The following is an 18,631-nucleotide window of genomic DNA, read 5'->3' on the forward strand; positions in this document are numbered from 1 at the left end:
CTCCCGTGATGCGCATCGCCCTTCTCCAAATGACCGGCAGCATCGATCCGGCCCATAATGCGGACATGCTGGTCGAAGGTATCGCCGAAGCGAAGGCGGGCGGCGCGCGGATGCTGTTCACGCCCGAGATGAGCGGGCTGCTCGACCGCGACCGCAAGCGGGCCGCGGCCCATCTCGCGGTCGAAGGCGAGGATCCGGTCCTCGCCGCGGTCCGCAAGGCGGCGGCGGAGCAGGCGATCTGGCTGCATCTCGGATCGCTGGCGCTGCGCGCGGACGCCGGGCCCTCCGAGGATTCAGGGCGTCTCGTCAATCGCGGTTTCGTGATCGACGATAGCGGCGACATTCGCGCGCGCTACGACAAGATCCACCTGTTCGACGTCGATCTCGATACCGGCGAAAGCTGGCGCGAATCCTCCACCTATGACGCAGGCGAACAGGCGGTGATCGCCGATACGCCGCTTGGGCCGCTCGGGCTGTCGGTCTGTTACGACCTGCGCTTTGCCGATCTCTATCGTACGCTCAGCGACGCGGGCGCGACGCTGCTCGGCATCCCGGCCGCCTTCACCGTCCCGACGGGCAAGGCGCACTGGCATGTGCTGATGCGCGCCCGGGCGATCGAGTCCGCCGCCTTCGTCATCGCCGCGGCGCAGGTCGGCCGGCATGAGGATGGCCGCGAAACCTATGGTCACAGCCTGGTCGTCGATCCCTGGGGCGAAATTCTGCTCGATATGGAGGAAACGTCCGGTGTCGGTTTCGCCGATATCGACACAACGCGTATCGACGAGGTCCGCCGGCGTATCCCCGTACTCGACCATCGCCGCGCCTTCGCGGCGCCGGAGCCGTCGGCATGATCGTCTTCGATCTCCAATGCAGCGATGCGGGCCATGTCTTCGAAGCCTGGTTCGGCTCGAGCGCCGATTATGAGGAGCAGCGCGGGCGCGGGCTCGTCAGCTGTCCGATCTGCGGTTCGGCCAAAGTCGGCAAGGCGATCATGGCGCCTGCGGTCGGAGCCAAGGGCAACCGGAAGGACGAAACAAAGCCGGGCAGCGCCGGTGCGGACAAGCCCCTGGCCGTATCGAACGCCGATCCCGACCCCGCGCAGAGGAAGGCGATGCTCGAAGCGCTTGCCCGGCAACAGGCCAAGGCGCTCGAAAAATCCGACTATGTCGGCGAGGATTTCGCCGCCGAGGCGCGCGCGATGCATGACGGCGAGATCGACGAACGCCCGATCCACGGCCGGACATCGCTCGACGAAGCGAAGGAATTGCTGGCGGACGGAGTCCCCGTCGCCCCGCTCCCGCTCCCCATCCGCCCGCCGAAAAGCGACAATTGACGCTGTGCGCAGCCGCGCCTAACGAGCGCGGGAGCGCCCGTAGCTCAGTCGGATAGAGCACCAGATTCCTAATCTGGGGGCCACAGGTTCGAATCCTGTCGGGCGCACCACTGGTTCACGCAAAAGTCCTTCGCTTCGCTCAGTGTACTTTTTGCGTGGGAATATCGTGTCGATCATCCTTGGGGCGCCCCGGCGGATGATCGACGCTCTTTCGAGTTAACTCCACCTAACGATTCGTTAGGAGATTCGATTGCGAGAAGAGAAGTTTTCGCTGCTAGGGTTGCTCGTTTGCGTCCAAGTGAGCCGCAATTTTGTCAGTCAGGCCGAATTTGTCGTTGAAGGCTGTCAACCTCTCACAGACCATACGAAGCTCATTGCCCGCTATGGCGATTTCTTCAGCAAGCCAATCGCGTTCTTCATCGTCGTTACCGAAATAGGCCACATTTTCGTTGTTTATTTTGAGGCCGATAGGCTTGATTGAATTTTGTCGAACTCCTTCGGTCCAGCGTGAGTGTGCAATATGATTCCTTAGCGGAATATGCGCCTTTCCTTGGCCAATCAGACCAACGAGTTCTTCTAAAGCTCCTTCCGGCCAAGCTGATTGTCTGGCGATACTCTTCAAAACTCCGCGAAGTTTCGGAGCGCTATACGGTTCAACAAGTATCAGTACTTGCCTGGGTCTTATATCGAGAATCCCGGCAAGAGTGATTTTCAGCCCTGTTTCGAAATTTGCCGATTGATGCACAACGTTGCCGAAGGCGTGAGCAAACTCGTCATTTATGTCTACCATATCTCATTTTATATCTAACCTGAGCTGTCGCTGCAAAGCGCACCCTGTCCTACATCTAACCAAATAGGTTATTCTCGTTGGATGACCGAGAAAACCGAACCCGCATCCGCCCTCCAGCCCGTCGACTCTGCGCCCGCCGCGCCGCCTGACACCGTACCGGACGACCCACCGCTCCCCGATTACACCACCGACGCCGAAACCGACGCCTTCTGGGACGGCGTGACCCATGGCGTTCGTTCGGCGGGCGGGGTGTCGGCGGAGGATGAGGCGAAGCTCAGGTGGCGGACGGACGGGTGGACGCCGGAGCGGCAGCGGGCGTTTGTCGTCATGCTCTCGCTGACCGGTTCGGTGAAGGCGGCGGCCGAGGAGGTCGGGCTGTCGCGCGAATCCGCCTATCATCTGCGGCGCAAGCCCGAGGGGCGGCTGTTCGCCCGGCTCTGGGACGCGGCGCGCCTGATCGCGCGGGACCGGCTCGCCGACGAGGCGATGGAGCGCGCGCTGAACGGCACGACCGAGACCATCGTCTATCATGGCGAGGAGACGGGGCGGCGGCTGCGCCACGACAATCGCCATCTGCAATGGACGCTGGCCCGGCTCGATCGCGAGGTCTCCCGCTTCGAGGATAGCGCGGCCCCGGCGCGGCGCGCGGCGACCGCTTTCGATGCACTGGCCGATGCCCTGGGCGCAGGGCCGGAGGATGCCGAGGCGATGCTGGAGATACTCGACGAACCGGTGGACCGGAGCGAGCGGCTTGCGGCGCTGGACGAAAAGACCCTGATCGCGCAGTTCGAAAAAGCGCGGGAGTTGCTCGGCATCGAGCGCACCGATCCGGCCGATATCGACATCTCCGATCTCGATTCGGCGGAAAGCGAGACATGGACGGATATCCAATGGGCCCGCGCGGAGCGGTCCGGAGCGTTTCAGATCATCGACGAGCGCGATGAGGCGGATCGAGGGTAATGGCAGAGCGAAGCGGCGGACGCGCGGAAATTTCGCCCTTGGGGCGTGTGAAGCGGTGTGAAGTTATGGATGCAAAGCCCCTCGCCATCAATGGGGAGGGGCTTTTGTCCTTGGCAATATGCGGCATCCGGTGAGAGCGTTGATAACCATCGGTTGCGATATGCTTGTGGCCCACCACAACTCGTTGTCGTAACATGCTACGTCTATTCATCTTCTGCGATTGAGCGCGGTGCGATTTTTGGAGCCGGACCATGCCGACCACAACCTTTCCCGAATTGCCGCGTATCCATCTCGGCCAGCAATCGGCCAAGATGCGCAGTTGGATCAGCACCCGGCTCTGGGCGCAGGTCATGGTCGGGCTCGTTCTGGGTATCGTCACCGGTCTGGTGTTCGGTCCCGAAACCGGTCTCGTTTCGGCGGACACGGCGCGCTGGCTGGGCGCCTGGCTCGCGCTTCCCGGCCAGCTGTTTCTCGGGCTGATCGCCATGGTCCTCGTGCCGCTCGTCTTCGCATCGATCATCGGTGGACTGACGGGTAGCGGATCGGGCGAAGCGCTGCAGCGGATCGGCTTGCGGTTCGCCGTCTTCGTCATCGCGACGACCTTCGCTGCCGCAGGCATCGGCATTGCGCTCGCGACCCTGTTTCGCCCCGGGGCCGGGCTTGCCGGTTCGGTTGCCGTGGCGGACCCGGCGGATATTCCCGAAAGCGATCCGGCGTTTTTCGACCTCAGCATGGCGCCGGAAATCATCTCCGGCATCCTGCCCAACAACCCGACCGCTTCGGTGGTGCAGGGCGACCTGATGGCGATCGTCGTCTTTGCGCTGCTCATCGGCATCGCCGGGACGCAGGTTCCGCGGGACAAGATCACGCCGTTCCTTTCTGTGCTCGATGCGCTGCTTTCTATCTGCATGACGATCGTCAAATGGGCGATGTTCCTCGCGCCGCTCGCGGTGTTCGGCATGATGGCGCAGCTCGTCATGCGCGTCGGGCTCGACACGCTGATCGGCGTTTCGGCCTATGTCGGGACGGTGCTGCTCGGCCTGTTGCTGCTGTTCCTGCTCTACCTCGTCATCCTGGCCGTGTTCGGTCGCACGACACCTGCGACCTTCTTCCGGCAGGCCGGGGAAACGCTGTTGCTGGCCTTTTCGACATCGAGCTCGACCGCGGTTATGCCGAGCACCGTCCAGTCGGCCAAGAAACTCGGCGTGCCGCGCCAGGTCGCCAATCTCGTCGCGCCGCTCGGCGCGACGATGAACATGGCCGGGACGGCCCTGTATCAGAGCGTCGCGATCCTCTTTCTCGCGCAGATGTCGGGGATCGACCTGAATGCGGGCCAGATCGTGCTGATAACCGTGACGCTCGTCGCCTCCTCGATCGGCGCGCCGGGGACTCCCGGGGTCAGTATCGCCATCCTCGTCAGCGTCGCGGCGGGTTTCGGCATTCCCGCCGACGGCATGGTGATCGTCATGGGCGTCGACCGGCTGCTCGATATGAGCCGCACGACGGTCAATGTTACCGGAGACCTGACCGCGAGCACGCTGCTGCGGAACGTAACGGTTCCGGCATCGCCGGCACCGGCGCAGAGCTGAGACCGCGGACCGCCTAGTGCAGCGCGCAGCCCTCGAGCGTGATCCGGTGCATGACGCGCCGTTCGCCCTGATAGTCGTTGAGCGCATAATGCCAGGTCGCGCGATTGTCCCAGAATGCGATCGAGCCCGGCTGCCATTCGAAACGCGTGACGAAGCGATTCTGCGCGGCGTGGGCGTAGAGCGGCATCAGCAGCTTCATGCTGTCCTCCTGTGACCAGCCCCTGATCCCGACCGTGAAGGCGGCATTCACGTAGAGGATTTTCCGGCCGCTGAGCGGATGCGTGATGACGACCGGATGGACGACATCGTCGAGCGCGTCGGCGGCGTTGGCGTTCTGCAGTCGCTCGCCGGCGTCGCTCTCGCTGCGATAGGCCGCCTCGCCGCCGAAGATATGCTTGCTCGAATGGATGGCTTCGAGGCCGTCCAGCTTATCCTTCGTCTCGTCGTCCAGCGCGTCATGGGCGGCGGCCATGTCGGCGAACATCGTGTCGCCACCCTGCGGTGGCAGCTCGCGCGCGACGAGGATCGATCCCGTTGCCGGTTCTGCATCATAGCTGTGGTCGGTGTGCCAGCCGCCGCCGATATTGGTCGTCTGGTTCGGTTCCTTGCGGACTTCGGCGATCTCGGGATAGCCGTCGACCGGCGTGAAGAAGCGGTTGATATTGATGTCGCCCCAGCGTTTCGCGAAGGCGATATGCTGCTCGGGCGTGATATTCTGGTCGCGGAAAAAGATCAGGCCGTGATCGGCAAAGGCCTGGCGGATCGTCGAAAAATCCTCCTCGCTCAGCTCCTGCGACAGATCGACATTGCCGATTTCCGCCCCGGGGCCGTTGCACGGGGCGATGCTGATTTGGGTCATGGCGGCTTCCTCTCTACACTATGCACGTTCGGTCGGCTTTACGTATCCGTCAAGAGTACCTAGCTCTGGCCTGGACAAGCGCATTCTGGAAGAAGGCCCGATATGAGCGATTATGATGCAGCGGTGGACGGCGACCTGGTCGAGTCCCCAACGAAGATTGCCGTTCCCGACGAGGTGCAGGAGGCGATCAAGACGCTGATCCGCTGGGCCGGAGACGATCCGGATCGGGAGGGGCTGCTCGACACGCCTCAACGCGTTGGGCGGGCCTGGAAGGAATATTGCCAGGGCTATGAAGAGGATCCGGCGATCCATCTGTCGCGGACGTTCGAGGAGGTCGGCGGCTATGACGAGCTGGTCCTCCTGAAGGACATTCCGTTCCAGTCGCATTGCGAGCATCATATGGCGCCGATCATCGGGACGGCGTCGATCGCCTATATGCCGAAGGAGCGTGTCGTCGGCATCTCGAAGCTCGCGCGCGTGATGAACGGTTTCGCGCGCCGCCTGCAGGTGCAGGAGCGGATGACCGCGGAAATCGCCCAGTGCATCTGGGACCATCTCCAGCCGCATGGCGTTGCCGTTGTCATAAACGCCAGCCATAGCTGCATGACCGCGCGGGGCGTGCGCACGCCGGGCGTAAAAATGATGACATCGCGGCTGCTTGGCTGCTTCCTTGATGACGATAGAAGTCGTAAGGAAGTCCTGTCGTTGATGGGCTATTAGGGAAGCAAACCGACCGATGACTGTTGTGATGCGTATCTCCGGCGCGAGCTGGATCGTCTTGGCGGGCGCACTGGCGCTCGCGGCCTGCGGCGAGAGCCAGCTTGGCGAAACCGAAGTGACGACCAACGGCATGACGGACGAGGCGGCCGAGGATTCGCCGCAATTGCTGACGCCGGTCGATACCCCGCCGCCGGTCGAGCTGCCGGTACTCGCGCCGATCTCCTACGCGGTCATCGAAGCCGAGCTCGAAGCCGGCGCCGGCTGCAGCGTGGTCGAAGACGGCAAGGCGCTGCTCGTCGCGGTCGAGGGCGATGCGATCGCCCAGCCGAACGGCACGATGCGGCATTTCGCGTTCGACGGAGAGCCGGATGCGCTGTGGGACGGCGGAACCTTCACCGCGGGCGTTTTCTCGATCGAAGTCACGCCGGGGGAAGGCGAGGGCGAACAGATCGAAGGCGTGCTCGTGAAACCGGCGTCCGTCCTCGTTCGCGAGGAAGGGCAGGAAGGCGAGACGGAAATCCGCGCCGAATGGCATTGCGGCGCATAGCGCCCGGGCTGTCGCCTAACACTCGCCCCAGCGGCGGAACAGATTCTGCTGGACGGTCTGGATCCGCGTGAAACTTTCGGCCGACATGTTTGCGCCTTCGAGCGCGGCGACGTCGTTCAGCTCGTAGAGCAATTCGCGTTTGAAGGGATCGGCGATCTGGCTCTCGATGAAAGTGATCCCGACGATGCGCTCGCCTTTGGTGATCTCTTCCACCTCGTGCAGGGTCGTCGACGGATAGATGATCGCCGAGCCCAGCTCGCCCTTGAACCGCATATGTCCATCGCTCTGTTTGATGTGCAGCGCACCGCCTTCATACTGGCTGGGATCCTGCAGGAAGATGGTGCAGCTGATGTCCGAACGGACGGGCCCGTCGACCGACTGCATGAACGCCATGTCGGGGTGGAGGCCGTAGCGCATGCCCTTCTGATATCGGGTGATCAGCGGTGGCGCGATTTTCCGGGGAAAGGCGAAGGATCGGAATTCCTCGTTACGCAACAGCGCGTTGGTCATGATCGTCGAGGAGCGCTCATAGGCCTTCTCGTCATTCAGGTGCAGATTGTCCTTCACGAGCGAATGCGGATTGCTGATCTTGCCGTCGACAAAGGTCGCGGTTTCGATGATCTCGCGCAATTCCTTGATATCCTGGCCGTTCAGCAGGCCGTAAATCATCTTGAACATCGTTATGCCCTCGCATGCTCCGTCATCAGTGTGCCTATTGCCGCATGGCGCGCCGCTGTGTCTTTGAGCCAGGTCAAGGCCTCGACAATCCCCTCTTGGTGCGTCGCCCGCGCCTCGGCAAGCAGCTTCTCCCGAACATCGGCGCTATAGCCATGTTCAGGGGCCTTGGAATATTGGTTCATCAGCGGGCCGCCGGCGAGGCCGTCCAACGTCTCCGTGTTTGCCTCCATCCCGAAAAATGCCGCGATATCGCCGAGCCGGGCCGCCGGGTCCGCTAGGAAAGCGTCGAAGTCCAGCCAGTGGACATGGCCGTCGGGCGCTGCCTTTGCCGCTGCATCGAGCGCCATCATCTCGCTGAGCCAGCTCATCGCCGCGCGCACCGGCTCGGAAAGCTCCCAGAGCCGCCAGTCGTCGCAGCCGAGCCGCTTGTGCAAGCGGTGCAGACGCGGGGAGGCGAGCATCGCCAGCTCCTGGCGCGAATTTTCGCCGGCTAGGATCGTCTCGATATAGCGGTCCGGCGAGACGGTGAGAAACAAAGCCTTGCGCGCGCCGCCGAGCAGTGGTGTCGCGATCTCGCTGACGAAACTCGTCGCCTTGATGAGCGCGCGATCCGCGGGCGCGAAGGTGCGGGACAGCCAGCCGATAGTGGTTTGCAGCCGCTCGTCGAACCGCTCGGGCGACCAGAGTGCATGCGGTTGGCCATTGGTGGCCGCGAGATCGGCGAAGTTGCGCAGAATCTGCGGTTCGCGAAGCGCGAAGACGCCGTCCAGTTCGCCGAGCAGCCGCGCAATCAGGGTCGAGCCGACATGGCCGATATGGAAGATGAAATCCGCGTCGCGGCGCCCGACCTGATCCGCCGCCTCGAGTTCGGACCAGTCCGCCCATTGCGGCTGGCTCTTCTGGGTGAGCATCCGCTGGTCGAGAAAGCTCGCTTGCCGGTAATCCTCCTCGGCCATGCGGACGAGCAGCACGCGATCGGTTGCCGCGTCCATCTGTTGCGAGAACCAGACGGGCCCCTGGGCGAAAGCCTGGGCCAATGGGGACGAGAAGGGCGGACTAGTCATCTGCGCCACCCCTAAAAAGGAAGCGGGCGGAGCGCCAGCCCGAAAGGACCAACGGCTCCGCCCGCTCCATGAAAGTACCGACCGGAATCAGGCTTTTTCTTCGCCGTTTTCCTCGTCCGAACCGGATTCCTCGGTCGCCTCTTCGGCATCGTAGGAAGCCGTTTCTTCAGCGTCCTCGGAGGTTTCTTCGCCTGCTTCGTCCGAAGCGTCCTCTTCAGCGCCTTCAGCCACTTCGGTTTCGGCCGTTTCAGCCTCTTCCTCGTCGGCGGCGCCGATTTCGGCGACAGCGATCTCGGCCTGTTCCTTTTCGAACATCTCGGCGATGACATCGATGCCTTCCGCCTGACGCTCCGCCTCTTCGGGCGAACGGGCGACATTGACCTTGATAGTCGCATCGACTTCGGCGTGCAGCGCAATCCGCACCTCGTACATGCCGATCGCCTTGATCGGCCGTTCGAGAACGACCTGCTTCTTCGTCACCGGTTCGCCCTTGGCTTCGAGCTCGGCCACGATGTCGCGGACCGCAACCGAGCCGTAGAGCTGGCCGGTCTGCGATGCCTGGCGGATCAGTTCGATGGTCATGCCGTCGAGCTTATCGCCTTCGGTCGCGGCCGCGGCGCGGCGCTCCTCGTTTTCCTTTTCGAGCCGTTCGCGATTGGCTTCGAAAAGCGCCTTGTTCGCCTTGTTGGCGCGCAGGGCCTTCTTGTTCGGCAGCAGGAAGTTGCGGGCGAAACCGTCTTTCACGGTCACGACATCGCCGATGGTGCCGAGATTGCCGACGCGTTCGAGCAGAATGATATCCATGTGTCCGCTCCTATTTCACGATGTAGGGCAGCAGGCCGATATGGCGGGCACGCTTGATCGCACGGGCCAGCTCGCGCTGCTTCTTCGCCGAAACGGCGGTGATGCGGGACGGAACGATCTTGCCGCGCTCGGAGAGGAACCCCTGGAGCAGCTTGACGTCCTTGTAATCGATGACCGGCGCGTCATTGCCCGAAAAGGGGCAGCTCTTGCGGCGGCGGAAAAATGGGCGTGCCATGATCTATATCTCCTTGTCGCCGGTCTAGCGGTCGTCGTCGCGGCCGCGACGCTTCGAATCGCGCTCATTCTTGCGCATCATGATCGACGGGCCTTCTTCATGCTCGTCGACGCGGATCGTCATGTAGCGAATGACGTCTTCGTTGATGCGCGTCTGGCGTTCCAGCTCCGCGACAACGGAACCCGGGCCGTCGACATGGAGCATCACGAAATGCGCCTTGCGGTTCTTCTGGATCGGATAGGCGAGCGATTTGAGACCCCAGGTCTCGGTCCGCGTTACCTTGCCTTCGTTCGATTCGATGATCTTCGTGGCTTCCTCGGCGAGCGTATCGACCTGGGCCTGGGCCAGGTCCTGACGCGCGAGGAAGACATGCTCGTACAGAGCCATGCTTCTCTTACCTTTCCTGCCGATCGCTGACGCCGCACCATGCGGACGCCCCTCCGGCTTTCTTCAAAAATCAGGGGCAAAGCGCATGACGCTTCACCCCGGAAGCAGGCCATTTAGGGCTTTTGCGCCCGGTTGGCAAGCCGCTAGACCGCAATCGCCAAAAGGCCTCCGGTTGACACTGGTTGACACGCGGCCGGGGTAAACCGGTGCAAATCCGTGTCCTATCGGCACCCATCGGAAGCGCGACCGCGTCCTATCGGCCACATTTGCAGGCAAACGGACGAGATCAGGGAGCCAGTGCGGCCAAGCTGCCGCCGCCAAGATACCATGGCACGAGGGCTGTAGGACAGGATCAAGACGCCGCCCGATCCGCGATCGGTATGGCTACCCGATTGCCAGCGGCGAAGGTTCGTCGCATGAATAACCCATGGATAACATTCCGTTTCTCCTGCAACTCGATCCGCGCGACATATTCTACACGATCATCGGCGTCGCGCTGCTCGGACTGACATTGCAACCGGCGCTGAGCCGATACCGGTTCGCGAATATCCCGCTCATCTACATCGCCATCGGGGCCGGGCTGGCGCTGATCGGTCTGCCGGCACTGGATCCGCTGGACGGCGGCCTGTCCGCGCTGGTGATCGAGCATGCATCGGAGCTGATCGTCATCATCTCGCTGGCCGGGGCCGGTCTCGCGATCGACACCAAGGAAAGCTGGCGCAACTGGCAGGCTTCGTTCCGCCTGCTGCTCGTGTCGATGCCGCTCACCATTCTGGCCGTGTTCCTGCTCGCCTTCTATCTGGTGGGCATGCCCTGGGCGAGCGCCATGCTGTTGGCGGCTGCCCTCGCTCCGACGGATCCCGTACTGGCGCGCTCGGTTCAGGTTGGGCCACCCGGCAAGAAGGAGACGCCGATGCAGGTCGCGCTGACGGCGGAGGCGGGGCTGAACGACGGGCTGGCCTTTCCGTTCGTCTATCTCGCGATCACCGCTGCAACCCTGGGATTTGCGGGGTCGGGCTTTCCCGACTGGGGCTGGTCGTGGCTCGGCTATGATTTCTTCTACCGGGTCGTGGCCGGCTGGCTCATCGGCTATGGCTGCGGCTATGTGATATCCCGGATCGTGTTCAGCCGCTTCGGCGATGCCCGGCAAGGCGCGTGGAACTCGATCATCGTCATCCTGGCCGCGACGCTGATCGCCTATGGCGTCGCGGAAAGTTTCGACGCGTACGGCTTTCTCTCGGTGTTCGCCTCCGCCCGCGCGGGCCGGGCCAATTCGCGCGGAACCGACGGCGAATCCTACGAGAAATATGTCCATCACGGCGCCGACCAGCTCGAGACGATCCTGCTGGCCCTGCTGCTGCTGTGGTTCGGCATGTTCGTCGGCGCCGGGGCGCTGGAAAGCATCGGCTGGGCGGAAATCGCGCTGGCGGTCCTGATCGTGCTGGTGATCCGGCCGGCCAGCGGCATGTTGTCGCTACTCGGATATTCCTGCGAAAATCTGGAACGGATCAAGGTCGCCTTTTTCGGGATACGGGGCATGGGGACGGTGTTCTACATCGCCTATGCCCAGAACCATGCCGATTTCGACGGAATCGAGAGCATATGGCGGATCGCGGCGGCCACGATATTGCTGTCGATCATACTCCACGGCTTCGCGGCCAATTTCGTCCTGGACGACGGGGAAGAGGACGAACAGCATCCCTACAAGGCGGACGATCCGGATAAAGCACCCGCATCATAGGATGGGTTCAGTGGCGGAAGACGGCAGTTAGACCGTTTCCCCGCTACGCACTCTATGTGCCGGCGTCGCTCACGGAGCGGCGAAACAGGTGCCATGTCGCGTGCCCGAGCACCGGCAGCACAACGAGAAGCCCGAGGAAGAGCGGCAGCATGGCGACAAAGAGGGCGACCGCGATGAATACCGCCCAGACCAGCAGTACGAACGTGTTCGATCGCACCGTCGCGAGGCTGACGATAATCGCGGTGATGAAGTCGACATCGCGGTCGACCAGCATCGGCAGGCTGACGACCGTGATCGAATAAAAGGCCAGCGCCATCAGCGCGCCGACGATACCGCCGACCACCAGCATCATGATGCCCGCCCCGGTGCGGAACAGCTCGAGCGACTCCGATCCGATGCCGGACTGCGCCAGGAAGATGGCGAAAATCCCGTGGGCGACGATCAGCCAGAACCCGAAGGCGACGAAGACGATCGCGCCCATGCTCAATATCTGGTCGTCGCCGCGCCCGCGCAGCGCCCCGAGGATCGCGCCCCAGCTCATCGGCAGGCCTGCTTCGCGGCGGCGGCTCACCTCATAGAGCCCCACGGCGACGAACGGCGCGAGAATGGGGAAACCCGCCGCGGCCGGAACCAACCATGCGATCTCGCCGCGGTTGAACAGGGCGAAATAGAGAAACATCCCGGCAATCACGAAGATCGCCGCGAAAAACAGTCCGAATGCGGGATAGGCCCTGAAATCGCGCCAGCCCGCAGCAAGTGCGGCGCGAAGGTCGCCTATCGTGAGATCGCTTGCGACCGTCGCCGGCGCTACCTGAGCTTCTTCGACCTTGACCATAACAGTCTCTCCCGTGGAAGCATCGGCGATGGTGCAACAACTCGGCCGCCGCATCAAGTTTTTGCACGAACCGGCGCGCAGGGCTGGCATTCGCCGATCGGCGGAAAAGGGGGCGGTTCGGTCCCGAGATGCTATAGGAGGCGTAAAACCGGTAATGACAGCGCGCGCGATTCGGCGATATGGTGGCGGCGCGAAGTAGGGAGATCGATGATGGCGACGGCAGTGAAGGAAACGGCAACCGCATTGGACGTGGATCAGGGGTTCGATATCCCGGATCCGACACAGATCGATCGCCTCGAGGGCAAGGTATCCGACACCGAGTGGCGGCTCCGCTGCGAGCTGGCGGCCACCTACCGGCTATGCGCGATGCATGCATGGACCGATCTGGTGTTTACGCACATTTCCGTGCGCCTGCCGGACGAGGACGGCGAGGAGCGGTTCCTGATCAACCCCTATGGCGTGATGTTCGACGAGATGACGGCGTCCTCGCTGGTCAAGATCGATCTCGACGGCAATGCGAAACAGGAGACGCCCTATTTCGTCAATCCGGCGGGCTTTACCATTCACAGCGCCGTGCACAGTGCGCGCGAGGATGCCGGATGCGTGATCCATGTCCATACGCCCTACGGGATCGCGGTGTCGGTGCAGAAGGAGGGGCTGCGCCGCTACACGCAATTCTCGATGCAGGTCTATGACGATCTCGCCTATCACGACTATGAGGGCATCGCGCTCGACCTCGACGAACGCGAACGGCTGATCGCCGATATCGGCGAGAAGAACCTGCTGATCCTGCGCAATCACGGCACGCTGACCCTTGGCGAGAATTGCGCGATCGCGTTCCTGCGCATGTATTTCCTGGAGAATGCCTGCAAGACGCAGATCCTCGCGCAGTCTGTCGGCGGCGCCGAGCATCTGCACGAGGAAAGCGAAGAGATGGCGCATCGAGTTTTCGAGCAGGTTGCACCGGCCTTTATCAAGGGCCTGGGCGACAATCTCGTCTGGCCCGGGCTGATCCGGAAACTCAATCGCGTGAATCCCGGTTTCGATTATTGAGGCGTTCGCGGATTCGATCCTTGCTCCGGTTCGGCCGGACAATCGGGACGTCGGGGGAGGTTTGAAGTGAGCGACCGGCCGGACCGGCAGGTCCGAAGCATCGTAATTGTCGGGGGAGGGACCGCGGGCTGGATGACCGCCGCGGCGTTCGCCCATAGATTTTCGGGAATGGGGGTGTCGATCACCCTGGTGGAGTCCGCGGAGATCGGAACCGTCGGCGTCGGCGAGGCGACCCTGCCGCAGATCCGGGATTTTAACCGGTCGCTGGGCATCGACGAGGCCGGGATGATGGCGCGGACCAGCGCGACCATCAAGCTCGGCATCGAGTTTTGCGACTGGGGCCGGATCGGCGACCGCTATTTCCACCCGTTCGGCGCCCATGGCGAGGCGATCGGACCGGCGGATTTCCATCATTACTGGGCGAGGCTGAACGCGGCGCGCGGGGCCGCGCCGTTCGGCGACTATTGCTATCCGATCGTGGCGGCGCAGCATAACCGGTTCGCCTTGCCGGACGACGAACCCGAATCCGGCCTGTCGGCCTATTCCTATGCCTTTCAGTTCGATGCCAGCCTGTACGGCGCGTTTCTCGCCGCCTTCGCGCAGGAGCGCGGCACGAAACGCGTGGAGGGCAAGGTGGTCTCGGTCCGGACGGATGGCGAAAGCGGGTTCATCGCGGCGATCGCGCTGGAATCCGGCGAAGAGATAGCGGGCGACCTGTTTATCGACTGTTCCGGCTTTCGCGGCCTGCTGATCGAGCAGGAGCTGGAAACGGGCTATGAGGACTGGAGCGGCTATCTGCCGTGCAACCGGGCCTGGGCGGTTCCCTGCGCCATAAAGGGTACGGTCGGCCCCTATACGCGGTCGACGGCGCGCACTGGCGGCTGGCAGTGGCGGATCCCGCTCCAGCATCGGATCGGCAACGGCCATGTCTATTGCGACCGCTATATCGACGACCAGGACGCGCTCGACCAGCTGATGACGACCCTGGAGGGCGAACCGCTGGCCGATCCCAAGCAACTGTTCTTCAAGACCGGGAAACGGCGCAGGTTGTGGAACCGGAATTGCGTCGCCATCGGCTTGTCGGGCGGGTTCCTCGAGCCGCTGGAATCGACGAGCATCGATCTGATCCAGAGCGGCATCACCAATCTTCTCGAGCTGTTTCCCGAGAAGCAGTGCGCTGCCGCAGACGTTAACGAGTATAACCGGCTGATGGACCTCGAATTCGAGCGGATCCGGGATTTCCTCATGCTGCATTATGTCGCCACCCAGCGCGACGATGCCGCGCTGTGGCGCGACATGCGCGAAATGGAATGGCCGGACAGCCTCGCCTACAAGATCGACGCGTTTCGACGCCGGGGGATCGTGCCCGAATATGAGAGCGGCCTGTTCCAGCCGCCCAGCTGGCTGTCGGTCTTTATCGGCCAGAATATCCTGCCCCAGTCCGTCGATCCGCGGACCGAGATGATGACGGCGGACGAGATCGCGGCCGATCTCGAACGGATACATGTTTCGATCTCCGGTGCGGTCCGGAAGACGAGCGATCACCTGGCGTTTATCGACGGCTATGGCGCGTCTTTCGGCGGCTCGCGGGCGGGCGCAGCATGACGCAGGACCCTTCGCCGCTTTCCACCATTGCGATGTTCGGCAAGCGCGATGAAATCTGGCCGGTCGCCGCCCTGCTGGCGAAAAACCTGCCCGGCCGCATCCGCCTGACGATTATCGAAGATCCGGGCGAACCGGCCCCGCCGGGCGCACTTACCCTGGCCTGCGACAATCCGTTTCATGAGTGCATCGGCGTGACGGTCCGCGATCTGGTCCGGCACTGCAACGGGACCTTGGGACTGGGGACGGATCATCGCGACTGGCACGGCGAGGGCGGCCGTTTCTTCGCGGCGCCGTCCGGCACCGTCCCGGCTATCAACGGCATCGCTCTGCATCACATCATGTTGCGGGCGGCGTCGATGTACGAAGAGCCCGAAAAGCTGGCCCATCTCCTCGAGCCGTTCCGCTTTGCCGCGCGCGCGGCCTTGGCCGGAAAATTCTCCTTCCCCACGGACGATCGCGGATCCCCGCTGACCATGCTCGGCCCAACGGTCCAGTGCGATCGCACCGCCTATGCAGCGTTCCTGAAGGACCGCTTCCCGGCGTCCGCCGCGCAGATATTCGAGGCATCGCCAGTCGGCGCCGACATCGATTCCGACGAGGGCTATATCCGCTCGGTCGGGCTGGCCGACGGACGGGCGATCACCGCGGATTTCTTCGTCGATGTTTCGGGCGCGCTGTCGGGCGTGTTGCCTGAAGAGTGCACGCCCGATGCGCAGCGGCTGACCGATATCCTGGCCTTCGACCGGGTCCTGAGTGGCCGGGGCGGAGAAGCACGGCCGGACCACAGCCATACAGTGGCCAAGGCCCTGCCGGGCGGCCTGTCGATAGCGACGCCGCTCGGCGATGGTGCCGTTTCGGAACTGCTGTTCACGTCCGGCGCCATGGACGAAGCGGTGGCGCAGCGGCTGGTCGCGTCCTCGGCGGAATCGCGTCCGTTCGAGCCCCGCATCACGGACGCACCGTGGACGGGAAATCTCGCGCGACTGGGCAGCGCAGCGGTGCGTTTCGGGCCGCACCAGTCCGCCGATATGCGGTTGCTGCACGAACAGGCGCTGCATCTCGTGCGCTGCCTGCCGGCCACCCGGCGCATGGATATCGAGGCGACCGAATTCAATCGCAAACAGGCCCGTTCGGCCGAGCAGATTCGCGACTTCCTCCTGCTGCCGCTAGTCCTGAACGGCCGGAACGATGCGCCCTGGGCCGGCATGCGCGAGGCCGCGCTTCCCGAAACCCTGGCAATCCGGCTCGAACAGTTCCGAAGCCGCGGGCGCTTCGTCACCTTCGACAATGAGCAGTTCGACCGCCAGACGTGGATTGACATGATGATCGGCTTCGGCGTCGTGCCGGAGCGGTACGACCCCGCGGCGCAGTCGATCGACATGCGCCATGTCCAACCGGTCCTGAAGCGCATGGTCGACGCTTTCACCCAGGCCATCGATTACATGCCGGATCTGGCCCGCTATCGGCAGGATTTTGCCGAGGGAACGCTGTAATCGCAGCCGATTGGCCCGCTAAGCGTCCTGCCGCGTCACCAGCCATACCGCGATCGCGGTTGTCAGCGCCGCTGCAGTGCCGGCCGCGCCGGCCTCGAAAACCAGCGCCATGCCCTGCGGAATGGCGAGGATGTTCAGCGCCGCGGCGACGAGTCCGACGAGGATGCTGAGCGCTCCCACGACCTTGGCGGATGCCTTTTCACGGGCAAACAGCAGGAGGCCGAAGCCGATCCCGGCGAGAGCGAGCAACACCTTGGCGAGGAAATAGAACAGGAACGCGCCGCCGACGACGACCGAGAAGACGGGCGCGAGCGCTTCGCCGGCCAGTGCAGCCGGCCGGAACATCGACAGGCCGATGCCGACCTGGATGACGTTGAACACGCCCGAAAACAGCAATGCGGCCCAGGCCGCCGGCGCCGGCGCGCCGCGGACCATTGCGACGAGCGCGGCGACCGCGATGACGGCGAAAGCCGCCAGCTCGATCGTCCAGACGGTGGCGATCTCCGCCCAGCGCTCGGTGAAATAGCGGGCGACATCGGCATTGGTGACGCCGACATTCGGATCGGCTGCTTGGGGGCCGCCCAGCATCATCATATAGGCGATCTGCGTAATGACGGTGAGGATCAGCGCGGCGGCAATCAGAATGCCTGTGCGGCGGGTGGTCGTATCCATCGAAATGCCCCTTGTTCGGAAAAAGATGATGCCTGAGCTTCGGCGCCGGAGGCCGGGAGGTTACGATCTATTGCACAATCGCCGCTCGACCGACAGGCTGGCTCCGCTTGCGAGCCGCGGATCGCTGGCAGTCTTCGTCAAAATACCGCATGGTCGCCGCGGTCGACCGAGGCCTCGCCGGCGATCAGGCGCGCGTAGAAATCGAACAGCGTTTCGGAGCCGGTCGAGGGGGTGGCCGCCGCATCATAGCGGCCGGTGTCCGGATTCAGCACCAGCATCGACTCGGTAGCATAATAGCGGCCGATGCGCGCCAGCTCGGCCTTGTCCGCCGCCGCCGGGACGATCCTGCCGATCGCGCCCAGCGTGCCGATGATCGCGTCGAGCAGCCGGACCGGCACATGGGTGAAGCGGGGTTCGCGGCCGAGCAGGGCGAAGAGATGCTCGGCCTGGTCTTTCGGCGTGATCGCCTCGCCCGGCCCGCCGATCGGCAATATCCGGTTATGACGGGTTGCATCGTCGAGACAATCGGCAAGATAGTCGGCGAGATCGGCATCGCCGATCGGCTTGCAGGCGGTGAGCGTGCCGTCGCCGAACAGCAGGAAGGATTTGCCCTGTCTGACCCGGTCCACCTGGCCCGACAGCGACTTGAAAAAGGCGGTCGGCCGGACGATCGAATAGGCGAGGCCCGAGGCCATCAGCCGCCGTTCGAAGGCCAGCTTGGCCTGCTGAAAGGCAAGCAGCGGCTTTTGCACACACAATGCCGAGAGCAGCACCATATGCCGAACACCGGCCGCCTCGGCGGCGGAAAGCGCGGTCATATGGGCGTCATGGTCGATCGCCCATGCATCCCGCGGCGCGCCGGTGCGCGACGCCATGCAGGAGACAAGCGCATCGAACCGTTCGCCGCGAAAACCCTGATTGGCGAGGGATTCCGCGTCGGTGACATCTCCATATCGCAGCTCGGCGCCGTGCAGCGGTCTCGCGATGTCGTCGGGCGCCAGCCGGCCGCCGCTCGCGGCACGGCGCCGGACGAAGCAGACGACTTCATGACCGCGCCGCAGGAGCGCTTGGACCGTCGGCCGGCCGATCGTGCCCGTGGCGCCGAGGACGAAGATCCGCTGCGTTGTCACGGGTTCTTGCACCGCATCATTGTCAGCGGGATTTCGGAGCCCCGTATCGCCTCCAATTGAAATCCTCCGTCCGTTGGAGCAAGGATAGTGTCACGTTTCCCGAGACTTGCTGATAACTAGCGGTCGGGCGCGCGAT

General features: G+C 63.5%; 20 protein-coding genes and 1 tRNA gene. 11 read left to right on the plus strand and 10 right to left on the minus strand.

Translation table 11 applies throughout. The features are described from left to right. Window positions 1–8 precede the first annotated feature (8 nt). From HFP57_RS01195 to HFP57_RS01205, 3 genes are all read left to right on the plus strand, one after another. Entirely contained in the window at window positions 9–851 is an 843-nt protein-coding gene (locus HFP57_RS01195; RefSeq protein ID WP_176868057.1) for a carbon-nitrogen hydrolase family protein, read from the plus strand. Continuing rightward, complete coding sequence (locus HFP57_RS01200) at window positions 848–1,333, plus strand: DUF1178 family protein (RefSeq protein WP_176868058.1); 486 nt, start codon at window positions 848–850, stop codon at window positions 1,331–1,333. Before HFP57_RS01195 ends, HFP57_RS01200 begins: the two co-directional genes overlap by 4 nt. Window positions 1,334–1,366: 33 nt before the next feature. After that, window positions 1,367–1,443 (plus strand) — tRNA-Arg (locus HFP57_RS01205). Window positions 1,444–1,607: 164 nt separating this feature from the next. On the opposite strand, the gene HFP57_RS01210 is transcribed toward HFP57_RS01205, so the two are convergent. Further along, complete coding sequence (locus HFP57_RS01210) at window positions 1,608–2,123, minus strand: hypothetical protein (RefSeq protein ID WP_176868059.1); 516 nt, start codon at window positions 2,121–2,123, stop codon at window positions 1,608–1,610. Window positions 2,124–2,204: 81 nt separating this feature from the next. Between HFP57_RS01210 and HFP57_RS01215 the strand changes: the two genes are divergently transcribed. Both HFP57_RS01215 and HFP57_RS01220 read left to right on the plus strand, forming a co-directional pair. Further along, window positions 2,205–3,083 (plus strand): hypothetical protein, encoded by an 879-nt coding sequence (locus HFP57_RS01215; RefSeq protein WP_176868060.1) that lies wholly within the window; start codon window positions 2,205–2,207, stop codon window positions 3,081–3,083. Window positions 3,084–3,334: 251 nt separating this feature from the next. Further along, window positions 3,335–4,672 carry a dicarboxylate/amino acid:cation symporter gene (locus tag HFP57_RS01220; protein WP_176868061.1) on the plus strand — a complete coding sequence of 446 codons (1,338 nt, stop codon included), beginning with the start codon at window positions 3,335–3,337 and terminating at the stop codon, window positions 4,670–4,672. A 13-nt stretch (window positions 4,673–4,685) separates the two neighbouring features. Here HFP57_RS01220 and HFP57_RS01225 read toward each other — a convergent pair whose 3' ends face one another. Then, window positions 4,686–5,531, minus strand: a complete 846-nt coding sequence (locus HFP57_RS01225; protein ID WP_176868062.1) for a TauD/TfdA dioxygenase family protein — start codon at window positions 5,529–5,531, stop codon at window positions 4,686–4,688. Between the two features lie 102 nt (window positions 5,532–5,633). Here HFP57_RS01225 and folE point away from each other — a divergent pair, with 102 nt between their 5' ends. After that, window positions 5,634–6,251 carry a GTP cyclohydrolase I FolE gene (gene folE / locus HFP57_RS01230; protein ID WP_176868063.1) on the plus strand — a complete coding sequence of 206 codons (618 nt, stop codon included), beginning with the start codon at window positions 5,634–5,636 and terminating at the stop codon, window positions 6,249–6,251. A gap of 16 nt (window positions 6,252–6,267) precedes the next feature. Then, window positions 6,268–6,798 carry a hypothetical protein gene (locus HFP57_RS01235; protein ID WP_176868064.1) on the plus strand — a complete coding sequence of 177 codons (531 nt, stop codon included), beginning with the start codon at window positions 6,268–6,270 and terminating at the stop codon, window positions 6,796–6,798. Window positions 6,799–6,813: 15 nt separating this feature from the next. On the opposite strand, the gene HFP57_RS01240 is transcribed toward HFP57_RS01235, so the two are convergent. The 5 genes from HFP57_RS01240 to rpsF all read right to left on the minus strand — a co-directional run bounded on the left by HFP57_RS01240 (window position 6,814) and on the right by rpsF (window position 9,966). Beyond that, a complete protein-coding gene (locus tag HFP57_RS01240; RefSeq protein WP_176868065.1) occupies window positions 6,814–7,476 on the minus strand; it encodes a Fe2+-dependent dioxygenase in 663 nt (220 codons plus the stop codon). Between the two features lie 2 nt (window positions 7,477–7,478). Next, window positions 7,479–8,540 carry a hypothetical protein gene (locus HFP57_RS01245; protein ID WP_176868066.1) on the minus strand — a complete coding sequence of 354 codons (1,062 nt, stop codon included), beginning with the start codon at window positions 8,538–8,540 and terminating at the stop codon, window positions 7,479–7,481. An 87-nt stretch (window positions 8,541–8,627) separates the two neighbouring features. Continuing rightward, window positions 8,628–9,344, minus strand: a complete 717-nt coding sequence (gene rplI, locus HFP57_RS01250) for a 50S ribosomal protein L9 (RefSeq protein ID WP_176868067.1) — start codon at window positions 9,342–9,344, stop codon at window positions 8,628–8,630. 10 nt (window positions 9,345–9,354) lie between these two features. After that, window positions 9,355–9,579 (minus strand): 30S ribosomal protein S18, encoded by a 225-nt coding sequence (gene rpsR / locus HFP57_RS01255; protein WP_116235369.1) that lies wholly within the window; start codon window positions 9,577–9,579, stop codon window positions 9,355–9,357. Window positions 9,580–9,603: 24 nt separating this feature from the next. Next, the gene (gene rpsF / locus HFP57_RS01260; protein ID WP_176868068.1) at window positions 9,604–9,966 is read right to left on the minus strand and encodes a 30S ribosomal protein S6; all 363 of its coding nucleotides are present in this window, start codon (window positions 9,964–9,966) and stop codon (window positions 9,604–9,606) included. Window positions 9,967–10,393: 427 nt separating this feature from the next. Here rpsF and HFP57_RS01265 point away from each other — a divergent pair, with 427 nt between their 5' ends. Beyond that, window positions 10,394–11,707 (plus strand): cation:proton antiporter, encoded by a 1,314-nt coding sequence (locus tag HFP57_RS01265; protein WP_176868069.1) that lies wholly within the window; start codon window positions 10,394–10,396, stop codon window positions 11,705–11,707. Between the two features lie 52 nt (window positions 11,708–11,759). Here HFP57_RS01265 and HFP57_RS01270 read toward each other — a convergent pair whose 3' ends face one another. Further along, window positions 11,760–12,542 (minus strand): DUF2189 domain-containing protein, encoded by a 783-nt coding sequence (locus HFP57_RS01270; protein WP_176868070.1) that lies wholly within the window; start codon window positions 12,540–12,542, stop codon window positions 11,760–11,762. Between the two features lie 210 nt (window positions 12,543–12,752). On the opposite strand from HFP57_RS01270, the gene HFP57_RS01275 reads away from it, so the two are divergent. The 3 genes from HFP57_RS01275 (at window position 12,753) to HFP57_RS01285 (ending at window position 16,693) form a co-directional block, all read left to right on the plus strand. Beyond that, a complete protein-coding gene (locus HFP57_RS01275) occupies window positions 12,753–13,595 on the plus strand; it encodes a class II aldolase/adducin family protein (protein ID WP_176871085.1) in 843 nt (280 codons plus the stop codon). Between the two features lie 66 nt (window positions 13,596–13,661). Next, entirely contained in the window at window positions 13,662–15,200 is a 1,539-nt protein-coding gene (locus HFP57_RS01280; protein WP_176868071.1) for a tryptophan halogenase family protein, read from the plus strand. After that, a complete protein-coding gene (locus HFP57_RS01285; protein WP_176868072.1) occupies window positions 15,197–16,693 on the plus strand; it encodes a tryptophan 7-halogenase in 1,497 nt (498 codons plus the stop codon). Before HFP57_RS01280 ends, HFP57_RS01285 begins: the two co-directional genes overlap by 4 nt. Before the next feature lie 18 nt (window positions 16,694–16,711). Here HFP57_RS01285 and HFP57_RS01290 read toward each other — a convergent pair whose 3' ends face one another. Next, window positions 16,712–17,365: a hypothetical protein gene (locus HFP57_RS01290; protein WP_176868073.1), complete on the minus strand. Its 654-nt coding sequence runs from the start codon at window positions 17,363–17,365 to the stop codon at window positions 16,712–16,714. A gap of 137 nt (window positions 17,366–17,502) precedes the next feature. Next, complete coding sequence (locus tag HFP57_RS01295; RefSeq protein WP_246263241.1) at window positions 17,503–18,495, minus strand: NAD(P)H-binding protein; 993 nt, start codon at window positions 18,493–18,495, stop codon at window positions 17,503–17,505. Window positions 18,496–18,631: the final 136 nt, after the last annotated feature.

It is taken from the genome of Parasphingopyxis algicola, assembly GCF_013378075.1.
In the GTDB taxonomy this organism is placed as follows: domain Bacteria; phylum Pseudomonadota; class Alphaproteobacteria; order Sphingomonadales; family Sphingomonadaceae; genus Parasphingopyxis; species Parasphingopyxis algicola.